15 protein-coding genes and 1 pseudogene are annotated in these 17190 nt (G+C 70.3%); 8 read left to right on the top strand and 8 right to left on the bottom strand.

Annotation, left to right across the window (positions count from 1 at the left end):
* The first annotated feature begins 48 nt into the window (after positions 1-48).
* The gene (locus tag O7627_RS06870) at positions 49-1161 is read left to right on the top strand and encodes a hypothetical protein (RefSeq protein ID WP_278092656.1); all 1113 of its coding nucleotides are present in this window, start codon (positions 49-51) and stop codon (positions 1159-1161) included.
* A 158-nt stretch (positions 1162-1319) separates the two neighbouring features.
* Here O7627_RS06870 and O7627_RS06865 read toward each other — a convergent pair.
* Positions 1320-2039 (bottom strand): annotated as a pseudogene (locus O7627_RS06865) (lysophospholipid acyltransferase family protein); the annotation flags it as partial.
* A gap of 274 nt (positions 2040-2313) precedes the next feature.
* On the opposite strand from O7627_RS06865, the gene O7627_RS06860 reads away from it, so the two are divergent.
* Positions 2314-2961, top strand: a complete 648-nt coding sequence (locus tag O7627_RS06860) for an alpha/beta hydrolase (RefSeq protein ID WP_278092655.1) — start codon at positions 2314-2316, stop codon at positions 2959-2961.
* A gap of 126 nt (positions 2962-3087) precedes the next feature.
* Positions 3088-3459, top strand: a complete 372-nt coding sequence (locus O7627_RS06855; protein ID WP_278092654.1) for a DivIVA domain-containing protein — start codon at positions 3088-3090, stop codon at positions 3457-3459.
* 12 nt (positions 3460-3471) lie between these two features.
* Here O7627_RS06855 and O7627_RS06850 read toward each other — a convergent pair whose 3' ends face one another.
* From O7627_RS06850 to O7627_RS06820, 7 genes are all read right to left on the bottom strand, one after another.
* A complete protein-coding gene (locus O7627_RS06850; protein ID WP_278092653.1) occupies positions 3472-5538 on the bottom strand; it encodes a glycogen debranching N-terminal domain-containing protein in 2067 nt (688 codons plus the stop codon).
* The gene (locus tag O7627_RS06845; RefSeq protein ID WP_278092652.1) at positions 5535-5912 is read right to left on the bottom strand and encodes an SCP2 sterol-binding domain-containing protein; all 378 of its coding nucleotides are present in this window, start codon (positions 5910-5912) and stop codon (positions 5535-5537) included. The genes O7627_RS06850 and O7627_RS06845 overlap by 4 nt, the downstream gene beginning before the upstream one ends.
* A gap of 10 nt (positions 5913-5922) precedes the next feature.
* Positions 5923-7953, bottom strand: a complete 2031-nt coding sequence (locus O7627_RS06840) for a glycogen debranching N-terminal domain-containing protein (RefSeq protein WP_278092651.1) — start codon at positions 7951-7953, stop codon at positions 5923-5925.
* Complete coding sequence (locus O7627_RS06835; RefSeq protein WP_278092650.1) at positions 7950-8327, bottom strand: SCP2 sterol-binding domain-containing protein; 378 nt, start codon at positions 8325-8327, stop codon at positions 7950-7952. The genes O7627_RS06840 and O7627_RS06835 overlap by 4 nt, the downstream gene beginning before the upstream one ends.
* A 45-nt stretch (positions 8328-8372) precedes the next feature.
* Positions 8373-8789 (bottom strand): CBS domain-containing protein, encoded by a 417-nt coding sequence (locus O7627_RS06830; RefSeq protein WP_278092649.1) that lies wholly within the window; start codon positions 8787-8789, stop codon positions 8373-8375.
* 105 nt (positions 8790-8894) lie between these two features.
* Positions 8895-9932, bottom strand: a complete 1038-nt coding sequence (locus O7627_RS06825; protein ID WP_278092648.1) for a hypothetical protein — start codon at positions 9930-9932, stop codon at positions 8895-8897.
* Between the two features lie 116 nt (positions 9933-10048).
* Positions 10049-11074 (bottom strand): hypothetical protein, encoded by a 1026-nt coding sequence (locus O7627_RS06820; protein WP_278092647.1) that lies wholly within the window; start codon positions 11072-11074, stop codon positions 10049-10051.
* A gap of 241 nt (positions 11075-11315) precedes the next feature.
* Here O7627_RS06820 and O7627_RS06815 point away from each other — a divergent pair, with 241 nt between their 5' ends.
* The 5 genes from O7627_RS06815 (at position 11316) to O7627_RS06795 (ending at position 17189) form a co-directional block, all read left to right on the top strand.
* Positions 11316-12422: a LacI family DNA-binding transcriptional regulator gene (locus O7627_RS06815; RefSeq protein ID WP_278092646.1), complete on the top strand. Its 1107-nt coding sequence runs from the start codon at positions 11316-11318 to the stop codon at positions 12420-12422.
* A 121-nt stretch (positions 12423-12543) separates the two neighbouring features.
* On the top strand, positions 12544-14151 hold the full coding sequence (locus O7627_RS06810) for an FAD-dependent oxidoreductase (protein WP_278092645.1): 1608 nt from the start codon (positions 12544-12546) through the stop codon (positions 14149-14151).
* A 22-nt stretch (positions 14152-14173) separates the two neighbouring features.
* A complete protein-coding gene (locus O7627_RS06805) occupies positions 14174-15448 on the top strand; it encodes a sugar ABC transporter substrate-binding protein (protein ID WP_278092644.1) in 1275 nt (424 codons plus the stop codon).
* 6 nt (positions 15449-15454) lie between these two features.
* The gene (locus O7627_RS06800) at positions 15455-16369 is read left to right on the top strand and encodes a sugar ABC transporter permease (RefSeq protein ID WP_278092643.1); all 915 of its coding nucleotides are present in this window, start codon (positions 15455-15457) and stop codon (positions 16367-16369) included.
* Positions 16359-17189: a carbohydrate ABC transporter permease gene (locus O7627_RS06795; RefSeq protein WP_278092642.1), complete on the top strand. Its 831-nt coding sequence runs from the start codon at positions 16359-16361 to the stop codon at positions 17187-17189. The genes O7627_RS06800 and O7627_RS06795 overlap by 11 nt, the downstream gene beginning before the upstream one ends.
* The last annotated feature ends 1 nt before the right edge of the window (position 17190 follow it).

The raw sequence follows: 17190 nt of genomic DNA, 5'->3' as shown, positions 1-17190 counted from the left end.
TGGGACAGCCTTTGAGGAGGAAGACTTCCCCAGGAGGACCTTCGGCGCATGAGCGACGACGCAGCCCCGTTCTTCATCCGGCCGCACCGCTTCGACGATCCCGGCCCCGACGACGCGGCGTTCCCGGCGATCGACGGCCATCACCGGATCCTGCTCGACGAGGGTGAGCGGGTGCTCCGCTCGGAACGGCTGCGGGTCTCCGGCTATCTGGTCGGCCCGGCCGCCGGCGAGCGGGAGCTGCACTGGCGGCTGTCCAGACCGGCGGACGTCATCGTCACGGACCGCCGGCTGGCGTTCGTCTGCCCGGACTGGGCCGCCGGGCCGGAATCCTCGGTCGAGCGGGCGGGGGTGCGCGGCATCCAGAGCGGCGCGCGGCACCGGCCGCCGCGGGGCGGCTCCCGGTTGGCCGTCGGTCAGGTCCGCTGGCAGTGGCCGTCCCGGCTGCAACTGCTGACGGCCGCCGCCCCGCCGCCCGGCCCGCCGGCCGCCGGGTTCACCGAAACCCGGGCCGCCGACGGATTCCCCGGCGTTCGGCCCGCCGGCGGGACACCGGTGCGCCCCCGGTCGGCCGGGCCGGTGCCGAATCTACGGGGCGGCGGCCCTTTCTCCGGTGCCCGGGGCGCGGGTACGCCCACCAACGGCGGACCGGGTCCGGTCGGCCGACCGGCCGAGAGCTGGTTCGGCCAGCCGGCCAACGGTGGACCGGGGCACGCCCGCCCCGCTCCCGCGGCCGGCGGGCTGCCGGCCGGTGGCCGCTGGGGCGGCCCGGCCGCCCCGGACGACGAGTTGCTCATCGTCTGCGACGCACTGCGGGCGACCCGCCAGCCCGCGCTGGCGCTCGCCGCCGGGCCGCACCGCCCGGCCCGTACGGTGCGGGACCTTGCGGTGGTGACCCGGCAGGCGATCGCCCAGTTCCGGCTCGCGAACCCACGCACCGTCGACCTGGCACCACCGGAACGGGACGCGCTGCGGGCCCGGGCCGGGCTGGCCGCCTTCGCCGACGAGTTGACCGACCCGGTCCGGGGGCTGACGATGCCCGGCGCGCTGGTCGTCGAGTTCCTCGATCGGGACGACTACTACCGCTGGTCTCCGCGGCGCGGCCGGCGGCGCGCCGAATCATCCGACCGGTCGTCGTCCGGCCTGACCGGCCCGGCCTCCTGATGGCTCGCCCTCCTGACCGGCCCGGCCTTCTGACCGGCCCGGCCAGCTGGCGGCGGCGGCCCGGTCTACTGGGCGGGCCGGGCTTCTGACTGGTCGGTGCCGGCAGACGTCACCGCTCCCTTGTCGGGTCGGGCGCCGGGCGTCCGGCGGCGCGGGGAGTCGAGGGCGGCGGCTTCGGCCGGGGTCGGCGCCCCACCGCCGAGGTGCGCCGGCTGCCACCAGTTGTCGGCCGGGTCGGCGGGCTGCTCCGGGTACTCCCGCTGGGCCTGGTCGAGAAGCGCGCTGAGTCGGCTCTTCAGCTCCCGCATGACCGCCGCCGTGCTGGCGTGGTCGGTGGTCTGGATGGGCTCGCCGACCAGCACCGTGATCGGGGTGTGTCGGCGGGTGAGGTTACGGGGCCGGCCCTTGGTCCAGAGCCGCTGGGTTCCCCAGACCGCGACCGGGATGATCGGCACGCCCGCGTCCTCCGCCATCCGGGCGGTCCCGCTCTTGAGGTCCTTGACGGTGAAGGAGCGGCTGATGGTCGCCTCGGGAAAGACCCCCACCACCTCACCGGCGCGCAGCGCGCCGACGGCGGCATTGAACGAACCGGCACCAGCGCCCCGATTGACCGGAATATGGCGCATTCCCCGCATCAACGGTCCGCCGATGCGGTGCGCGAACACCTCGTGCTTGGCCATGAACCGAACCAGCCGGCCGGATTCGTGCGCGCCGAGGCCGCAGAAGATGAAGTCGAGGTAGCTGACATGGTTGCTGGCCAGGACGGCCCCGCCGGTGGTCGGCACGTGCCGGCCGCCTTCCACCCGCAACCGCAGATCGAGGACCCGGAACATCAGCTTGAAGGTGGCGATCACGGGCGGGTACACGATCTCTGGCATCTCGTGACCCTACCCGCTGCGGATGGCCGGCAACCTTCGACCACTGGCCGTTGTCGCCGGTCAGCAACGGACCCCGGCGGCGTCGACCTGCCGCCGTCCGAACGCCTGTCCGGATCTTTACACGCTGCCCCGCGACGGTCACCCATCGACCAGCGCGACCGGCCCTGAACAGGTCGATCACGCCAGGCCGGTGCCAATCGAGCGGCCGGTGGACGGGTTCTGTCGATCGGCGTCGACATGCGACCGGATCAGACGGCGGTCAAGATGGATGACGATGGAACCTGTAGGGGCCGTGCTCTGGCTGCACGGCGGAGGATGGCGGGCACGCTCGACCGAGACCGGCGCGGCCCTGGCCGGGCACGGCCTGCTGGTGCTGCCCGGCAGTTACCGGCTCTCCGGCGAGGCGTGCTGGCCCGCCCAGTTGGCCGACGTCCGGGCCTGCGCGCGGGCGGCCCGGGAACAGATCGGCGACCTGCCACTGCTGGTGGCCGGCGACTCCGCGGGCGCGCACCTGGCGTTGCACCTGGGGTTGCGCGGCATCGACCGGCGCGACGACGTGGACGGGGTGCTGGCGTTCTGGCCGCCGGTCGATCCGCTCGCCGAGGACTGGCTGCGGACCCGGGGGGATGACGACCCCTGGACGCGGTTGATCGGGCACCCACCGGCGGCCGACGACCCGGCGACGGTCGACTCCTCGCCGTTGGCGCACGTCGGCAACCGGGTGCCGGTCCTGGTGGTGCACGGCACCCAGGACACCGCCGTCCCGGTCAGCCAGACCGTCGCCCTCACCTCGGCCCTGATCCGGGCCGGCCACCCGGTGCACTCCCTGATCACCAACGGCGGCCACGGGCTCGACCTGGACCGCGAGGACCTGCGGGCGGTCATCCGTGCTTTCCTCGGCGCCACCCTGCACCGGCTCTGACCCATCCGTCGCCGCTCCCATCTGCGGTAGCACGCCACGCCCAGAACCGCCGATGCGCCCGCTCGATGCCGTCACCCACGGTGCCCGGCACCGTTTGACCTGACGGTGACCGCGATTCCGATCGAGATGAGGGCCATGGAGGACGAGCACGGCACGCTCTACCGCTCGGACGGGCGTGCCCTCATTACTCCGCAGGACATCCACGACAAGTGCTTCAACCCGACCCGGATCGGCCGGCGTGGTCTGGAGCCGGGCGAGGTGCACGACTTCCTGCGGCTGGTGGAGGGCGAGGTGGCTGCCCTGCACCACGAGCTGGCGGCCGCGCGGGAGGAGGCCGGCCGACTCAAGACCGCCCTGCGGGAGTGGCAGAGTCATCACGGCAACTGCCACCAGCGGGGCCGGCAGGACGGCCATCAGATCTACCGCCGCCCGGCCGGCAACAACCAGGCCCGGCCGCCCGCGCCGCCGCACCCCCGGGAGCGCCGCGAACAGCCCTGACCGCCGCCGCGGTCAAGGGTCGGGAATCATCGCCGGTCTGCCCCGGGTGTCGATCCGGCCCCGGCCGAAGGCGTCGACCCGGCCCCACCGGCCGGGGATGTCGAGCAGTTCGATCCGGCCGATGCCCTCCGGGAGCGCGGGGTCGACGACCAGTCGCTCGCCGTGCGGTTCCAGGCCGAGCATGGTGCGGACCAGCAGCAGCGGGGTCCCCGCCGACCAGGCCTGCGGGCTGCAGGCGGTGGGGTACTGCACCGGGTACTTGGTGACCTCCCGGTCGTAGCCGGCGAACGCCTCCGGCAACCGGCCCTGGAAGTACTGCGCCGCCTGGATCATCGCCTCGGCGATCCGGCCGGCCTCCTCCTGGAACCCGTAGCGGCGTAGTCCCCAGGCGATGAAGGAGTTGTCGAACGGCCACACCGTGCCGACGTGATAACCGATCGGGTTGTACCGACCCTCCCCCTCCGCGAGCGTCCGGACCCCCCAACCGGAGAACAACCTCGGCCCCAACAGATGCTCCGCCACCTTCCCCGCCCGCGACTCATCCACGATCCCACTCCACAACAGATGCCCCATATTCGACGCCAACGCATCCACCTGACCACCATCCGCAGCCAACCCCAACGCGTAATACTCCCCATCCGCCACCCAGAAATCCCGGTTGAACCGCGCCTTCAAATCAGCAGCCTCCCGCTCCAACCGATCCGCATAAGCCGGATCTCCCCACACCAACCGCGCCAACCGCGCACCCCGCACCTTCGCGTCATACGCATACCCCTGCAACTCACACGTCGCCCTCGGGAAATCCGGCAACCGCCCATCCCGATACGACACCCCATCCCACGAATCCTTCCAACACTGATTCTCCAAACCATTCCGCGTATTACGCCGCTCATACCACACATAACCATTACCCAACAGATCACCATACGTATCTATCCACGCAAGAGCCGCCCGCGCCTCCTCCTCCAACAACCGCACCAACTCCACATCCCCACTCCACCGCTCATACTCATCCAACAACACCACAAACAACGGCGTCGTATCCGCCGCCCCGTAATACGGCGAATGCGGCTGCTCCTCAAAACCCGCCGACTCCCCGTACCGCACCTCGTGCAGGATCTTGCCGGGCTCCTCGTCGTGGTAGTCGTCGAGCCGGCCGCCCTGCACCACGGCCAGGGTGCGCAGCGTCGGTGGGACGATCTCCGGCGTGAACGGCAACGCCTGCAGGCAGGTGAAGATGCTGTCCCGACCGAACAGCGTCATGAACCACGGCAGGCCGGCCGCCGGCAGCCGCTCGCCGGAGCTGAGGCCGGTGTAGCGCAGGGCGGCCAGGTCGACGATGCTGCGGCGGATGGTCTTGCTCAACGGCTTGCACTCGCACGCCAGCCGGGGCGCCCGTTCGATCCACTCGTCGAGTTCCCGCTGGATCTCGACCTTCGCCCGGCTGCGGTGGCTCTGCAGGCTGGCCCGGGTGTCCTGGCCCCGGGCGCCGAGCACGAACGTCTCGACGCGCAGGTGGGTGGTCCAGGTGGCGTGCGGGCCGAGTCGCAGCGGGAAGGTCATCCCGGTCCGGTCGACCTGGGCGGGTTCGCTCGACGAGACCACCGTCTCCCGGCGGAACCGCTCCCGCTCGTACGACAGCCGCAACCGGCCGTCGTCCAGGCTGGCCGAGGTCTTCCCGACCTTCTCGCGGACGTCCTTGATCTCGAACAGGTCCGCGAAATCACACTCGATCGCCACCCGCACCGTCAACTCGACCGGCTCCTCCTGATGATTCAACACCGTCAACCACTCATCAAAACTCCCACCAATCGTCCGATGCCTGATCACCGACACCTTCGCATCCACATAATGCGTCGGCTCCCCCGGCACCAGAAAAAACCGCGACTCGAAATACTGCAGATCATCAAAAGACAACGCATGCAACCGCTCACCGTCAACCGTCAACTCCCACTTCGACAAAAACCGCGTATCAAACGAGAACAACCCGGTCGGAAAACTCGGCGACGGATCAACATCCCCCGACGTGTCACTGACCAGGAACGTGTTCCCGTCCAGAATGTTCACCAACTGCTTCACTGGTGACGCCTCCTGTCGACCAGGTCCCGGGGGTCCCGCGCGCTCGGCGCCGAGGGGAAGGCCCGACGGAAGAGCAACAGCAGCGGCAGGATGCCCTCTACGGTCATGTCGTTGCGGATCAGCGTGGCGATCAGGTGGGCCTCGCCGGTGACGATCCGGTCGAAGACCTCGATCTCGGTACGGGCGACGCAGTCCGCCGGCCGGTCCTCCTCGCTCACCACCATCGTGCCGTTCTCCATGGCCACGAACCAGTGGTAGGTCTCGTTCCCGCGCTCCAGGTCGAACCGGACGCTGCCGAGCGCGAACTTCGCCGGCAGCATCTGCGGTCCGCGTTCGCGCAGCGTCTCGAAGAACCGGGTGGTAGGACTGGACATCGGTCCCCTCCTAGATGCGGCCACGTCCCGAGGCGTCGATCCGGCCCCACCGGCCGGGGATGTCGAGCAGTTCGATCCGGCCGAAGGACCGCGGCAGCGCGGGATCGACGACGAGATGGTTCTCGTGCGGTTCGAGGCCGAGCATGGTGCGGACCAGCAGCAGCGGCGTTCCCGAGGACCAGGCCTGCGGGCTGCAGGCGGTGGGGTACTGCACCGGGTACTTGGTGACCTCCCGGTCGTAGCCGGCGAACGCCTCCGGCAGCCGCCCCTGGAAGTACTGCGCGGCGTGGATCATCGCGTCGGCGATCAGACCCGCCTCGCGTTCGAAGCCGTAGCGGCGTAGTCCCCAGGCGATGAAGGAGTTGTCGAACGGCCACACCGTGCCGACGTGATAACCGATCGGGTTGTACCGACCCTCCCCCTCCGCCAACGTCCGGACCCCCCAACCGGAGAACAACCTCGGCCCCAACAGATGCTCCGCCACCTTCCCCGCCCGCGACTCATCCACGATCCCACTCCACAACAGATGCCCCATATTCGACGCCAACGCATCCACCTGACCACCATCCGCAGCCAACCCCAACGCGTAATACTCCCCATCCGCCACCCAGAAATCCCGGTTGAACCGCGCCTTCAAATCAGCAGCCTCCCGCTCCAACCGATCCGCATAAGCCGGATCTCCCCACACCAACCGCGCCAACCGCGCACCCCGCACCTTCGCGTCATACGCATACCCCTGCAACTCACACGTCGCCCTCGGGAAATCCGGCAACCGCCCATCCCGATACGACACCCCATCCCACGAATCCTTCCAACACTGATTCTCCAAACCATTCCGCGTATTACGCCGCTCATACCACACATAACCACTACCCAACAGATCACCATACGTATCTATCCACGCAAGAGCCGCCCGCGCCTCCTCCTCCAACAACCGCACCAACTCCACATCCCCACTCCACCGCTCATACTCATCCAACAACACCACAAACAACGGCGTCGTATCCGCCGCCCCGTAATACGGCGAATGCGGCTGCTCCTCAAAACCCGCCGACTCCCCGTAACGGAGTTCGTGCAGGATCTTGCCCGGCTCCCGGTCGCGGAAGTCGTCGAGCGTCGCGCCCTGTTTCACGGCCAGGATCCGCAGCGTCGGCTCGACGATCTCCGGCGTGAACGGCAACGCCTGCAGGCAGGTGAAGATGCTGTCCCGACCGAACAGCGTCATGAACCACGGCAACCCGGCGGTGGGCAGCTTGGACCCGCCGGCCAGCGGCGAGTACCGCAGCGCGGCCAGGTCGACCAGGCTGCGCTGGTACGCCTCGTCGAGCGGTTCGCTGTCGCAGTTGAGCTTCGGCGCGCGGTTCACCCACTCGGTCAGGTCCTCCTCCATCTGCGCCACGGCCCGGCTCGGAGCCCGCTGCAGGCTCTCCCGGATGTCCTGCCCGCCAGCGCTCTGGACCAGGGTCTTGACGTGCAGGTGGGTGGTCCAGCTGCCGTGCGGGTCGAGCCGCAGCGGGAAGCTCATCCCGGTCCGGTCGACCTGGGCCGGTTCGCTCGACGAGATCACCGTCTCCCGGCGGAACGTCTCCCGCTCGTACGAGAACCGCAGCTCGTTCTCGGCCTGGGAGATCGCGGTCTTGCCGGCCTTCTCCTGGACGTCCTTGATCTCGAACAGGTCCGCGAAATCACACTCGATCGCCACCCGCACCGTCAACTCGACCGGCTCCTCCTGATGATTCAACACCGTCAACCACTCATCAAAACTCCCACCAATCGTCCGATGCCTGATCACCGACACCTTCGCATCCACATAATGCGTCGGCTCCCCCGGCACCAGAAAAAACCGCGACTCGAAATACTGCAGATCATCAAAAGACAACGCATGCAACCGCTCACCGTCAACCGTCAACTCCCACTTCGACAAAAACCGCGTATCAAACGAGAACAACCCGGTCGGAAAACTCGGCGACGGATCAACATCCCCCGACGTGTCACTGACCAGGAACGTGTTCCCATCCAGAATGTTCACCAACTGCTTCATCGCCGGCCCCCTCGTTCGGCGACCAGCTCGCGCGGGTCGCGGGCGCCGGGCGGACCGGGCAGCAGGCGTTGGAAGTAGCCGTACAGCAGCAGGTCGCCGGAGACGGTCAACTGGTTGCGCAGCAGCGCCGCGAACGGCGCGAGCCGGCCGGTGGCGATCTCGTCGAAGAGGCTCCGCCGCACATTTATCACACAGTCGGCCGGCCGCCGGCCGGGCAGTGCGCTGACGTTGCCGTTGCTCAGCACGACGGCCCAGTAGTCGGTCTCGACTCCGTCCTCCAGTTCGAGCTGGACCGTCCCCCGGACCCGGGCCACGAGTGGGTCGGGCGGCCGGTGGGAGAGGGCATCGAGAAACTCCACGGTCGGATCGGACATCGCTCGTCCCCCTCCCCCGCCGGTCCCGCACGGGTCGAACCAAGGTCAGTTGTTCGGGTCGTCGGCGCTGATGTCGGCGAGCACCGACTGTGGTTCGCGTTCGACGGCCAGGTCACCGAGCGAAACCAGGCCGATGAGCCGGCCGTCCTCGATCACCGGCAACCGGCGGATGCCGTAGGTCCGCATCAGGTCGGCGGCGGCGACGGCGTCGTCGTACTGGCTGACCGTGATGACGTCCTGGGTGAGGATCTGGTTCAGGGTGGCGGTGTCGCCGTTCAACTGCTCGGCGACGCCTCGTACGGTTATGTCCCGGTCAGTCACTATTCCGATCACCGAGTCGCCGTTGGTGACGATCACGTCGCCGATGGCGCTGTCCCGCATCTCCTGCGCCGCGGCGGTGAGCGTCTCGTCACCATCCATGGTCACCAGGCGGGTGGTCATGAACTCTCCGACGGTCGTCATCGCGCTCCCCTCTCGTGTCGGCCGTGCCCGTCTACCCGTACCGGGCGCCGGATAACGCCAGGGCCCCGACCGGGTGGTCGGGGCCCTGGGGAGGGAAGGCGGGAGTTACCCGCGCTGGACGGTGAGGGTGGCCACCCCGACCACCATGTCGATGTCGTACCGGTCGGTCGCGTTCTCCCAGTCGGGCTGGGTGAAGACCGCGCCGGGCGCCACGCCGGAGCGCCGGTCGTCGTCGAGCGTCACCGACGCGGCGCCCTTGCCGGCCCGGACCCGGACCGGCGGACCCGCCGGGGCGTTGATGACGAACTGGTTGATTCCACCGGTCATCCGGACAGCGAGGGTGCCGTCCGGCTCCGGCAGGGTGAGTTCGGTGCGGGTGGTGCCGCCGAGCAGTTCGACCCCGCTCAGCCGGGCCTCGCCGAGGTCGAGCAGCTGTTCGGCGGCCCCGCCGGTCATCCTGATCTCCCAGCGCACCTGGGAGTTGAGTTCGATCTCGACCGAGCCGGGGCCGTCCTCGCCGCTGGGGACGAGCTGCAGCCGTACCCGGTCGCCCTGGACGCTGGGCCGGGGCAGCGTGTTCCCGCCCGGCGGGGTGGTGATCCGGTACAGCTCCGGCCCGAGGTCGACGACCCGGAGGGTGACCGCGTTCGTACCGGTGATCAGGTCGAAGCTCGACTCCTCGCGGCCGTCCATCGGCGCGGTGGCGGTGCGCGGATCGGGAGGCACCACGAAGGCCGGCTGTTCGCCCCGGTCGCCGAGGATCGCGGTGCCGGTCGGATCCTGGCCGCCGCGTTGGTCGGACAGGAGCGCGACCACGCCGACCGTCACGATCAGGAAGACCGGGATGGCGATCGCCAGCAGCCGCAGCACCGGCCGGCGGGTCCGCCCCGCCAGCTCCTCGTCCGGGTCGTACGGCCCGTACGACCCGGGGTGGCCGGCCGGCCCGGCCGGCGGGTAGGGACCGGGCACCGGGTACGAGCCGACCCGGTAGCCGCTGGCGGAGCCGGCCAGCGCCGGCGCGGTGACCGGCTCGGGTAGCTCGGGCTCCCGGTCGCCGGCCAGGTCGGGCGGCAGCCGGTGGCCCGCACCGCCGGCTCCGGGCTCGAGCGATCCTGGCTCGCCGGTGGCGGGGAACTGGGCCACGCGGTCTCCTCTCTCCGGACCATCCGCCGGCACCGCCGACGACTCCTGAACAGGAGTACGTACGGCGGGCCGGGATGGATCGGCCCGGCGCCGATCGTCTCGATCGACGTCCGGGATCAGACCGCTCTGGCCACCGCGATCCGGGTGCCGCCGCGCTGGCCGGCCTCGTAGAACATGTACTCCATCCCGCGGTCGGTGCCGAACGCCGGGGCGGCGCTGCGCCGGTTGTCCGGCGCCCCGGTCAGCGGGGTGTGGAAGACGCCGAGGTGCACCTCCCGGTCGAAGTTGTTGCCGACCTCGGTCAGGTACATCCGGCCGGACCCGCCGTGGTAGACCACGTAGCTGGTGCCGTTGCGCTTGAGCAGGTGCGCGCCGCTGAGGTCGGTCTCGCCGTCGCCGGCCGGCGAGACCAGCGGCTGCGGGTCGAACTGCCAGGACCGGCCGTCGGCCGACCAGCCCCAGAAGATCTTGCGGAGTCCGGGCGAGACCGTGTGGTAGGCCATGAAGACCATCACGTAGCGGCTGCCGAGGGCCGGGATGGAGTGCTCGAACACCCGGGCGTACGAGGTCTCGGTGGTGTTCGGCACCATCGCCGTGGAGAGCACCACGCCGTGGTAGGTGAAGGTGACGCCGTTGCCGGAGATGGCCAGCCGGGTGGTGTTGTTCTCGCCGTGGAAGTACAGGTAGAACTGCCGGGTCGCGGTGTTCCAGAGCACGTGCGGGGACGACACGTGACTCACCGAGTAGTGCGGTGACCAGGTCCGGCCGATGATCGGGTTGGCGTGGTACTCGGTGAACGGGCCGGCCAGCGAGTTGCCGTAGGCCAGGCAGATCCCGCCGGGCGCGTCGTGCGGGGCGTAGTAGAGGTAGTAGCGGCCGAGTCCGCCGCTGATCCGGTCATAGACCCCGCGTACGCAGGGGAAGATCAGTTCTTTGGTCGGGTTGTAGCGCAGCGCCGCGAAGTCCAGCGGCTGGCCCAGGTAGCGGTAGGTGGGGAAGCCGGCGGGGCCGGCCTGGACGGGGGCCGCCGTGCCGAGGGCGTGCCCGGTCGCGGCCAGACCGCCGGTGGCGGCGGCGGTGCCGAGCAGCACGGCGCCGCGCAGCAGCCGGCGCCGGTCGACCGGGTGGGGGTTCGAGGTCATGGGGGTGCCTCCGTTTCAGCATGACGCTGGGTGATGGAAGCCGGTACCGGTGCCGTCCTCTGTGGTGGGCCGAGTCTGGCCGCCGGCCGGCCCGCCCGTCAAGACGCTAATACGAATTATCAAGGGGCTATGTCTCCAAGAAATCTGGTCGACGGGGGTTGACGAGGGCCGGGAGCAGGTCGCAGGATTTCACCTCAACGAAACTAATGCGTATTAGCAGAGAAACGGACGGACACGGATCGTGACTGGATCCCCCGACGCCCCCGACGCCCCCGATGCCCCCGTCACCCCCGCCGCCCGGCGGCGGGTCACCCAGCAGGACATCGCCCGGATGACCGGCGTCAGCCAGGCCACCGTCTCGCTGGTGCTCAACGGACGCGCCGACGCCGACGTGCGGATCGCCCCCGAGACCCGGGAGCGGGTGCTCGCCGCCATCCGCAGCACCGGCTACGTCGCCGACCCGATCGCCCGCCGGCTGGCCGACCGGCACAACCGGATCATCGGCGTCTTCACCTACGAGTCGGTCTTCCCGGCCGGCACCGGCGACTTCTACCACCCGTTCCTGGTCGGCATCGAGGAGTGCGCCGAGCAGCTCGGCTGCGACCTGCTGCTGCTCACCAGCGCCCCGGTGGCCGGCGGCCGGCGGCGGATCTTCCACCGGGACAACCGGCTGCGGCTGGCCGACGGCTGCGTGCTGCTCGGCCGCTCGCTGGACCGCGACGAGCTGACCCGGCTGGTCACCGAGGGACACCCGTTCGTCTCGGTGGGCCGCCGCGACGACGCCGGCGGCCCGGTGCCCTACGTCGGCGCCGACTACCCGGCCGCCACCGCCGAACTGGTCCACCGGGCGGTCGCCACCGGTCACCGCCGGCTGGCGTACCTGGGTCAGGGCGCCGGCCCGGAGTCGCACGCCGACCGGCTGGTCGGCTTCCGCGCCGCGGTGGCCGAGGCGGGGCGGACCGGCACGGCGGTGACCGGCCGGCACGAGCCGGTCGCCGACCGGAGCCCCGCCGAGCTGCTCGACGCGCTGCTCGCGGCCCGCGTCACGGCGGCCTTCGTCGAGGAGTACGCCGACGGCGCCGCGATCGCCGCGCTGGCCCGCGAGCGCGGCCTGGAGATCCCCGGCGACCTGTCGATCCTGGCGCTTGGCGACCCCACCCGGCCGACGCCCACCGACCTCGACCTGACCGGCTTCCGGATTCCCCGCCGGCAGATGGGCTGGCAGGCCGTCGAGGTGCTGACCGGGCTGCTCGCCGGCCCGGCCGACCGGTCGGCCGGCGCCACCCAACGGCTGCTCGCCTGCGAGCTGGTCGACGGCACCACCCTGGCCCCGCCCCGCGCCGGCTGACCCGGCTGATCCCCGCTGATCCCCGACCCCACCACACCCCCGGCTCATCGCATCCCCGGCCACTGGGATCCCATCATCCCCGGGATCACCGCACCCCCGGACAGACCCGAGAGGACAACCGTTGACAGAGATCCAGACCGACGTCCTGGTCGTCGGCGGCGGACTCGGCGGCGTCGCCGCCGCGCTCGGCGCGCTGCGCGCCGGCCGCGCGGTGGTGCTCACCGAGGAGTACGACTGGCTCGGCGGACAGCTCACCAGCCAGGCGGTCCCGCCGGACGAGCACAGCTGGGTGGAGCAGTTCGGCATCACCGCCAGCTACCGGGCGCTGCGCGACGGCATCCGGGACTACTACCGCGCCCACTATCCGCTGATCCCGCGTGCCCGGTCCAGGCCCGACCTGAACCCGGGTGGCGGTCACGTCAGCAAGCTCTGCCACGAGCCCCGGGTGGCGGTCGCGGTGATCGAGGCGATGCTGGCCCCGTACCGGGGATCGGGGAAGCTGCGGGTGCTGCAGCCGTACCGGCCGATCGCGGCCGGCACCGACGGCGACCGGGTCGACTCGGTCACGGTGGCCCACCGCGGCGGCGGGAACGAGACGACGATCAGCGCCCGCTACGTGCTGGACGCCACCGAGACCGGCGAGCTGCTACCGCTGACCGGCACCGAGTACGTCACCGGCTTCGAGTCCCGGCACGACACCGGCGAGCCGAGCGCGCCCGAGGCGGCCCAGCCCGACAACATGCAGGCGGTCTCGGTCTGCTTCGCGATCGACCACGTCGACGGCGACCACACCATCGACCGGCCGGCGAGCTACGACTTCTGGCGCGACTACAAGCCGGACTTCTGGGGCGACCGGATGCTGTCGTTCCGCTCCCCCAACCCGCGCACCCTGGAGATCTCCGAGCGGAGCTTCACCCCGAACCCGGACGACGACCCGCTCGCCGTCCTCGCCGACCAGCGGCTGACCGGCGGCGACCAGAACCTCTGGACGTTCCGCCGGATCGCCGCCCGACGCAACTTCGTCGACGGCGCGTACGACAGCGACATCTGCCTGGTCAACTGGCCGATGATCGACTATTTCGAGAGCCCGGTGATCGACGTGCCGGACGCGGCCCGGCACCTGGCCGCCGCCCGGGAGCTGTCCCGGTCGGTGCTGTACTGGCTGCAGACCGAGGCGCCGCGCCCGGACGGCGGCACGGGTTTCCGGGGGCTGCGGCTGCGCGGCGACGTCACCGGCGGCGGCCCGGACGGCCTCGCCCAGGCCCCCTACATCCGCGAGTCGCGCCGGATCCGGGCCGAATACACCGTCGTCGAGCAGGATCTCTCGCTGGCGGTGCGGGGCGACCGGGGCGCCGTGCCCTACCCCGACTCGGTCGGGGTGGGCATGTACCGGATCGACCTGCACCCCTCGACCGGCGGCGACAACTACGTCGACGTCGGCTGCTGCCCTTACCAGATCCCGCTCGGCGCGCTGATCCCCGCGCGGATGGAGAACCTGCTGCCCGCCGGGAAGAACATCGGCACCACCCACATCACGAACGGTTCCTACCGACTGCACCCGGTCGAGTGGAACGTCGGCGAGGTGGCCGGCGTACTCGCCGACTTCTGTCTGACGCGCGGGGTTGCGCCCCGGGCCGTCCGCGCCGACCCCGGCCTGCTGGCCGACTTCCAGCACCGCCTCACCCGCGACGGCGTCGAGCTGCGCTGGCCCGACATCAGCGGCTACTGAGAAGACCCGAAGGGAAAACCCCATGAGAGTACGCACCACAGCCGCGGCCGCGCTGGCCGTGGCCCTGGGCCTCGCCGGCTGCGGCGGGGGCGACGACGCCGGCGACGGCGGCCCGGTCTCGCTGCGGATGACCACCTGGTCGGCGAACGAGGCGCACGTCAAGCTCTTCACCGAGATCGCCGAGGAGTACCAGAAGGTCAACCCGGACGTCACCGAGATCACCTTCGACCCGCTGCCGTTCGAGAACTACACCACCACGCTGACCACCCAGATCGCCGGCGGCAACCCGCCCGACCTGGCCTGGATCTTCGAGAGTTCGGCCCCGGACTTCGTCTCCTCCGGCGCCCTGGTGCCGCTGGACGACACCCTCAAGGGCACCGACGGGTACGCCTTCGACGAGCTGGTGCCGGCCGCCACGCGGCTCTGGCGCGACGACGGCAAGCTGTACGGCTATCCCTTCTCCACGTCGCCGTTCGGGGTGTTCGTCAACAACGACCTGCTCAAGGAGGCCGGCCAGCCCAGCGCCGCCGAACTGGTCGCGGACGGGCGGTGGACCTGGGAGCAGGTGATCGCCGCCGCGTCGGCGGTGAACGCCGAGACCGGCAAGGCCGGGCTGGTGGTGCGCGACTTCGACTACCAGGGCTGGGACTACCTGTCCACCGTCTGGACCGGCTGGGGCGCGCAGGCGTGGAGCGAGGACGGCAGGACCTGTGGCTTCGACTCGCCGGAGATGACCGAGGCGATGACGTTCCTGCACCGGGCGATCTTCACCGGCAAGGCACTGCCCGGGCCGGGCAGCACGGCCGACTTCTTCGCCGGTGAGGCCGCGATGACCATCACCCAGATCTCCCGGGCCTCGCTGCTGGCCGAGGAGCAGTTCGGCTGGGACCTGGTGCCGCTGCCGGCCGGCCCGGCCGGTGAGTACGCGGTGATCGGCCAGGGCGGTCTCGGGGTGCTGAAGAAGGGCCCGAACGCCGAGGTGGCCGCCGACTTCCTGGCCTTCCTCACCAACCCCACCAACTCCGCCAAGCTGGCCCAGTTCTTCCCGCCGCCCCGGCAGTCGCTGCTGACCGCCGAGACGCTGGCCAAGACCAACCCGCTGCTCAAGCCGGAACAGCTGGAGAGCGTCGTCATCCAGGGCATCTCCAAAGGCGTCGTGAAGCCCAGCCACACCGGCAGCGCCGAACTCGGCCAGGCGGTCCGGGCCGGCCTGGACCCGCTCTGGAAGGCGGACGCCGACGTGCCGGCGGTGCTCGGCGCGCTCTGCTCCTCGATCGCCCCGCTGCTGGCGAAGTGAGCTGAGATGACCGAGGCACGGACGACGGCGGTGCCGAGCTGGTGGACCAGCCGGCGACGGGATCAGCTCGCCGGCTACCTGTTCATCACCCCACAGCTCATCGGCACCGCCGTCTTCGTGCTGCTCCCGCTCGGCCTGGTGGTCTGGTACAGCCTGCACGAGTGGAACGTGCTCGCCGACACCTTCGACTTCGTCGGCTCGGCGAACTACCGGCAGTTGGCCGCCGACCCGAACCTGCCGTCGGTGCTGCGGGCCACCGCGTTCTTCTCGGTCGGGCTGGTGGCGTTCAACCTGGGGCTGGCGCTGCTGCTGGCCGTACTGCTGAACCAGAAGCTGGGCGGCACCACGCTGTTCCGTACCCTGTTCTTCTCGCCGGTGGTGGTGTCGCTGGTGGCCTGGACCATCGTCTGGGGTTTCCTGCTGCAGGACAACGGCGGCGTGAACGGGCTGCTCGGCGCGGCCGGGGTGGACGGCCCGAACTGGCTGCGCGGCGACGCCACCGCGATGTTGTCGGTGATCGCGGTGCAGGTGTTCAAGAACGTCGGGCTGAACATGGTGCTCTTCCTGGCCGCCCTGCAGGGGGTGCCCCGGGAACTGTACGAGGCGGCCCGGGTGGACGGCGCCCGCGCCTTCACCCAGTTCCGCCGGATCACCGTGCCGATGATCAGCCCGACCATCCTGCTCACCTCGATCATCACGGTGGTCGGCTCGTTGCAGGTCTTCGCGCAGATCGCGGTCCTCACCCAGGGCGGGCCGGGCACCTCGACCACCGTGCTCGTCTACTACCTCTACCAGCAGGCGTTCCAGTTCCACCACTTCGGCTACGGCGCCACCCTGTCGGTGCTGCTCTTCGGCATCGTGCTGGTGCTGACCGTCGTGCAGTGGCAGCTGCGCAGGAAGTGGGTGTTCCATGAGTCGTAGGACCCGGTTGCTCTGGTACGGGGCGCTCTGCCTGCTGGCCGTCCCGTTCGTCTTCCCCACCTGGTGGATGGTCACCTCGTCGGTGAAGCCGGTCAGCGAGATCTTCGCCTTCCCGCCGTCGCTGTTCCCGACCGATCTGCGGTTCGGGGCGTACCGGCAGGTCTTCGAGCTGCAGCCGTTCGCCCGGCAGTACTGGAACAGCGCGTACATCGCGGCGGCGGTGACCGCCGGCACGCTCGCGGTGTCGACGCTGGCCGGCTACGCCTTCGCCCGGATCCGGTTCCGTGGCCAGCAGGCGCTCTTCGTGGTGGTGCTGGTCGGGCTGCTGATCCCGAGCGAGGTGACGATCGTGCCGCTGTTCCAGATGTTCAACGCGGCGGGCCTGATCGACACCCACTGGCCGCTGATCCTGGTGCCGATCCTGGGCGCCCCCAGCGTGCTGGCCACCTTCATCATGCGGCAGTTCTTCATCACCCTGCCGAACGAGTTGGAGGAGGCGGCCCGGGTGGACGGGCTGGGCCGGTTCGCGACCTTCTGGCGGATCGCCCTGCCGCTGGCCCGGCCCGCCCTGGGCGCGGTCGCCATCTTCACCTTCCTGCACAGCTGGAACCTCTACCTGGAGCCGATCGTCTTCCTCTCCAGCCCGGAGAAGTTCACCCTGCCGCAGGCGTTGACCCAGTTCGTCGACGCGTACGGCGGTCCGATGTGGGACGTGCAGCTCTCGGCGGCGTCGATGACCGCGATCCCGGTGCTGGTGGTCTTCGTGATCGCCCAACGCCAGTTCATCGAGGGCCTGGCCCACACCGGCCTGAAGGGCTGAC

It is taken from the genome of Solwaraspora sp. WMMD1047 (assembly GCF_029626155.1).
Classification (GTDB): Bacteria; Actinomycetota; Actinomycetes; order Mycobacteriales; family Micromonosporaceae; genus WMMD1047.
Note: the sequence above shows the minus strand (reverse complement) of the source record. Positions and strands in the feature narration are given on the sequence as shown.

What these genes read in the sequence shown, in the direction of transcription:
- O7627_RS06870 (WP_278092656.1), top strand. Translation starts at nt 49, where the DNA reads ATGAGCGACGACGCAGCCCCGTTCTTCATCCGGCCGCACCGCTTCGAC.
- O7627_RS06860 (WP_278092655.1), top strand. Translation starts at nt 2,314, where the DNA reads ATGGAACCTGTAGGGGCCGTGCTCTGGCTGCACGGCGGAGGATGGCGG.
- O7627_RS06855 (WP_278092654.1), top strand. Translation starts at nt 3,088, where the DNA reads ATGAGGGCCATGGAGGACGAGCACGGCACGCTCTACCGCTCGGACGGG.
- O7627_RS06845 (WP_278092652.1), bottom strand. Translation starts at nt 5,912, where the DNA reads ATGTCCAGTCCTACCACCCGGTTCTTCGAGACGCTGCGCGAACGCGGA.
- O7627_RS06840 (WP_278092651.1), bottom strand. Translation starts at nt 7,953, where the DNA reads ATGAAGCAGTTGGTGAACATTCTGGATGGGAACACGTTCCTGGTCAGT.
- O7627_RS06835 (WP_278092650.1), bottom strand. Translation starts at nt 8,327, where the DNA reads ATGTCCGATCCGACCGTGGAGTTTCTCGATGCCCTCTCCCACCGGCCG.
- O7627_RS06830 (WP_278092649.1), bottom strand. Translation starts at nt 8,789, where the DNA reads ATGACGACCGTCGGAGAGTTCATGACCACCCGCCTGGTGACCATGGAT.
- O7627_RS06820 (WP_278092647.1), bottom strand. Translation starts at nt 11,074, where the DNA reads ATGACCTCGAACCCCCACCCGGTCGACCGGCGCCGGCTGCTGCGCGGC.
- O7627_RS06805 (WP_278092644.1), top strand. Translation starts at nt 14,174, where the DNA reads ATGAGAGTACGCACCACAGCCGCGGCCGCGCTGGCCGTGGCCCTGGGC.
- O7627_RS06800 (WP_278092643.1), top strand. Translation starts at nt 15,455, where the DNA reads ATGACCGAGGCACGGACGACGGCGGTGCCGAGCTGGTGGACCAGCCGG.
- O7627_RS06795 (WP_278092642.1), top strand. Translation starts at nt 16,359, where the DNA reads ATGAGTCGTAGGACCCGGTTGCTCTGGTACGGGGCGCTCTGCCTGCTG.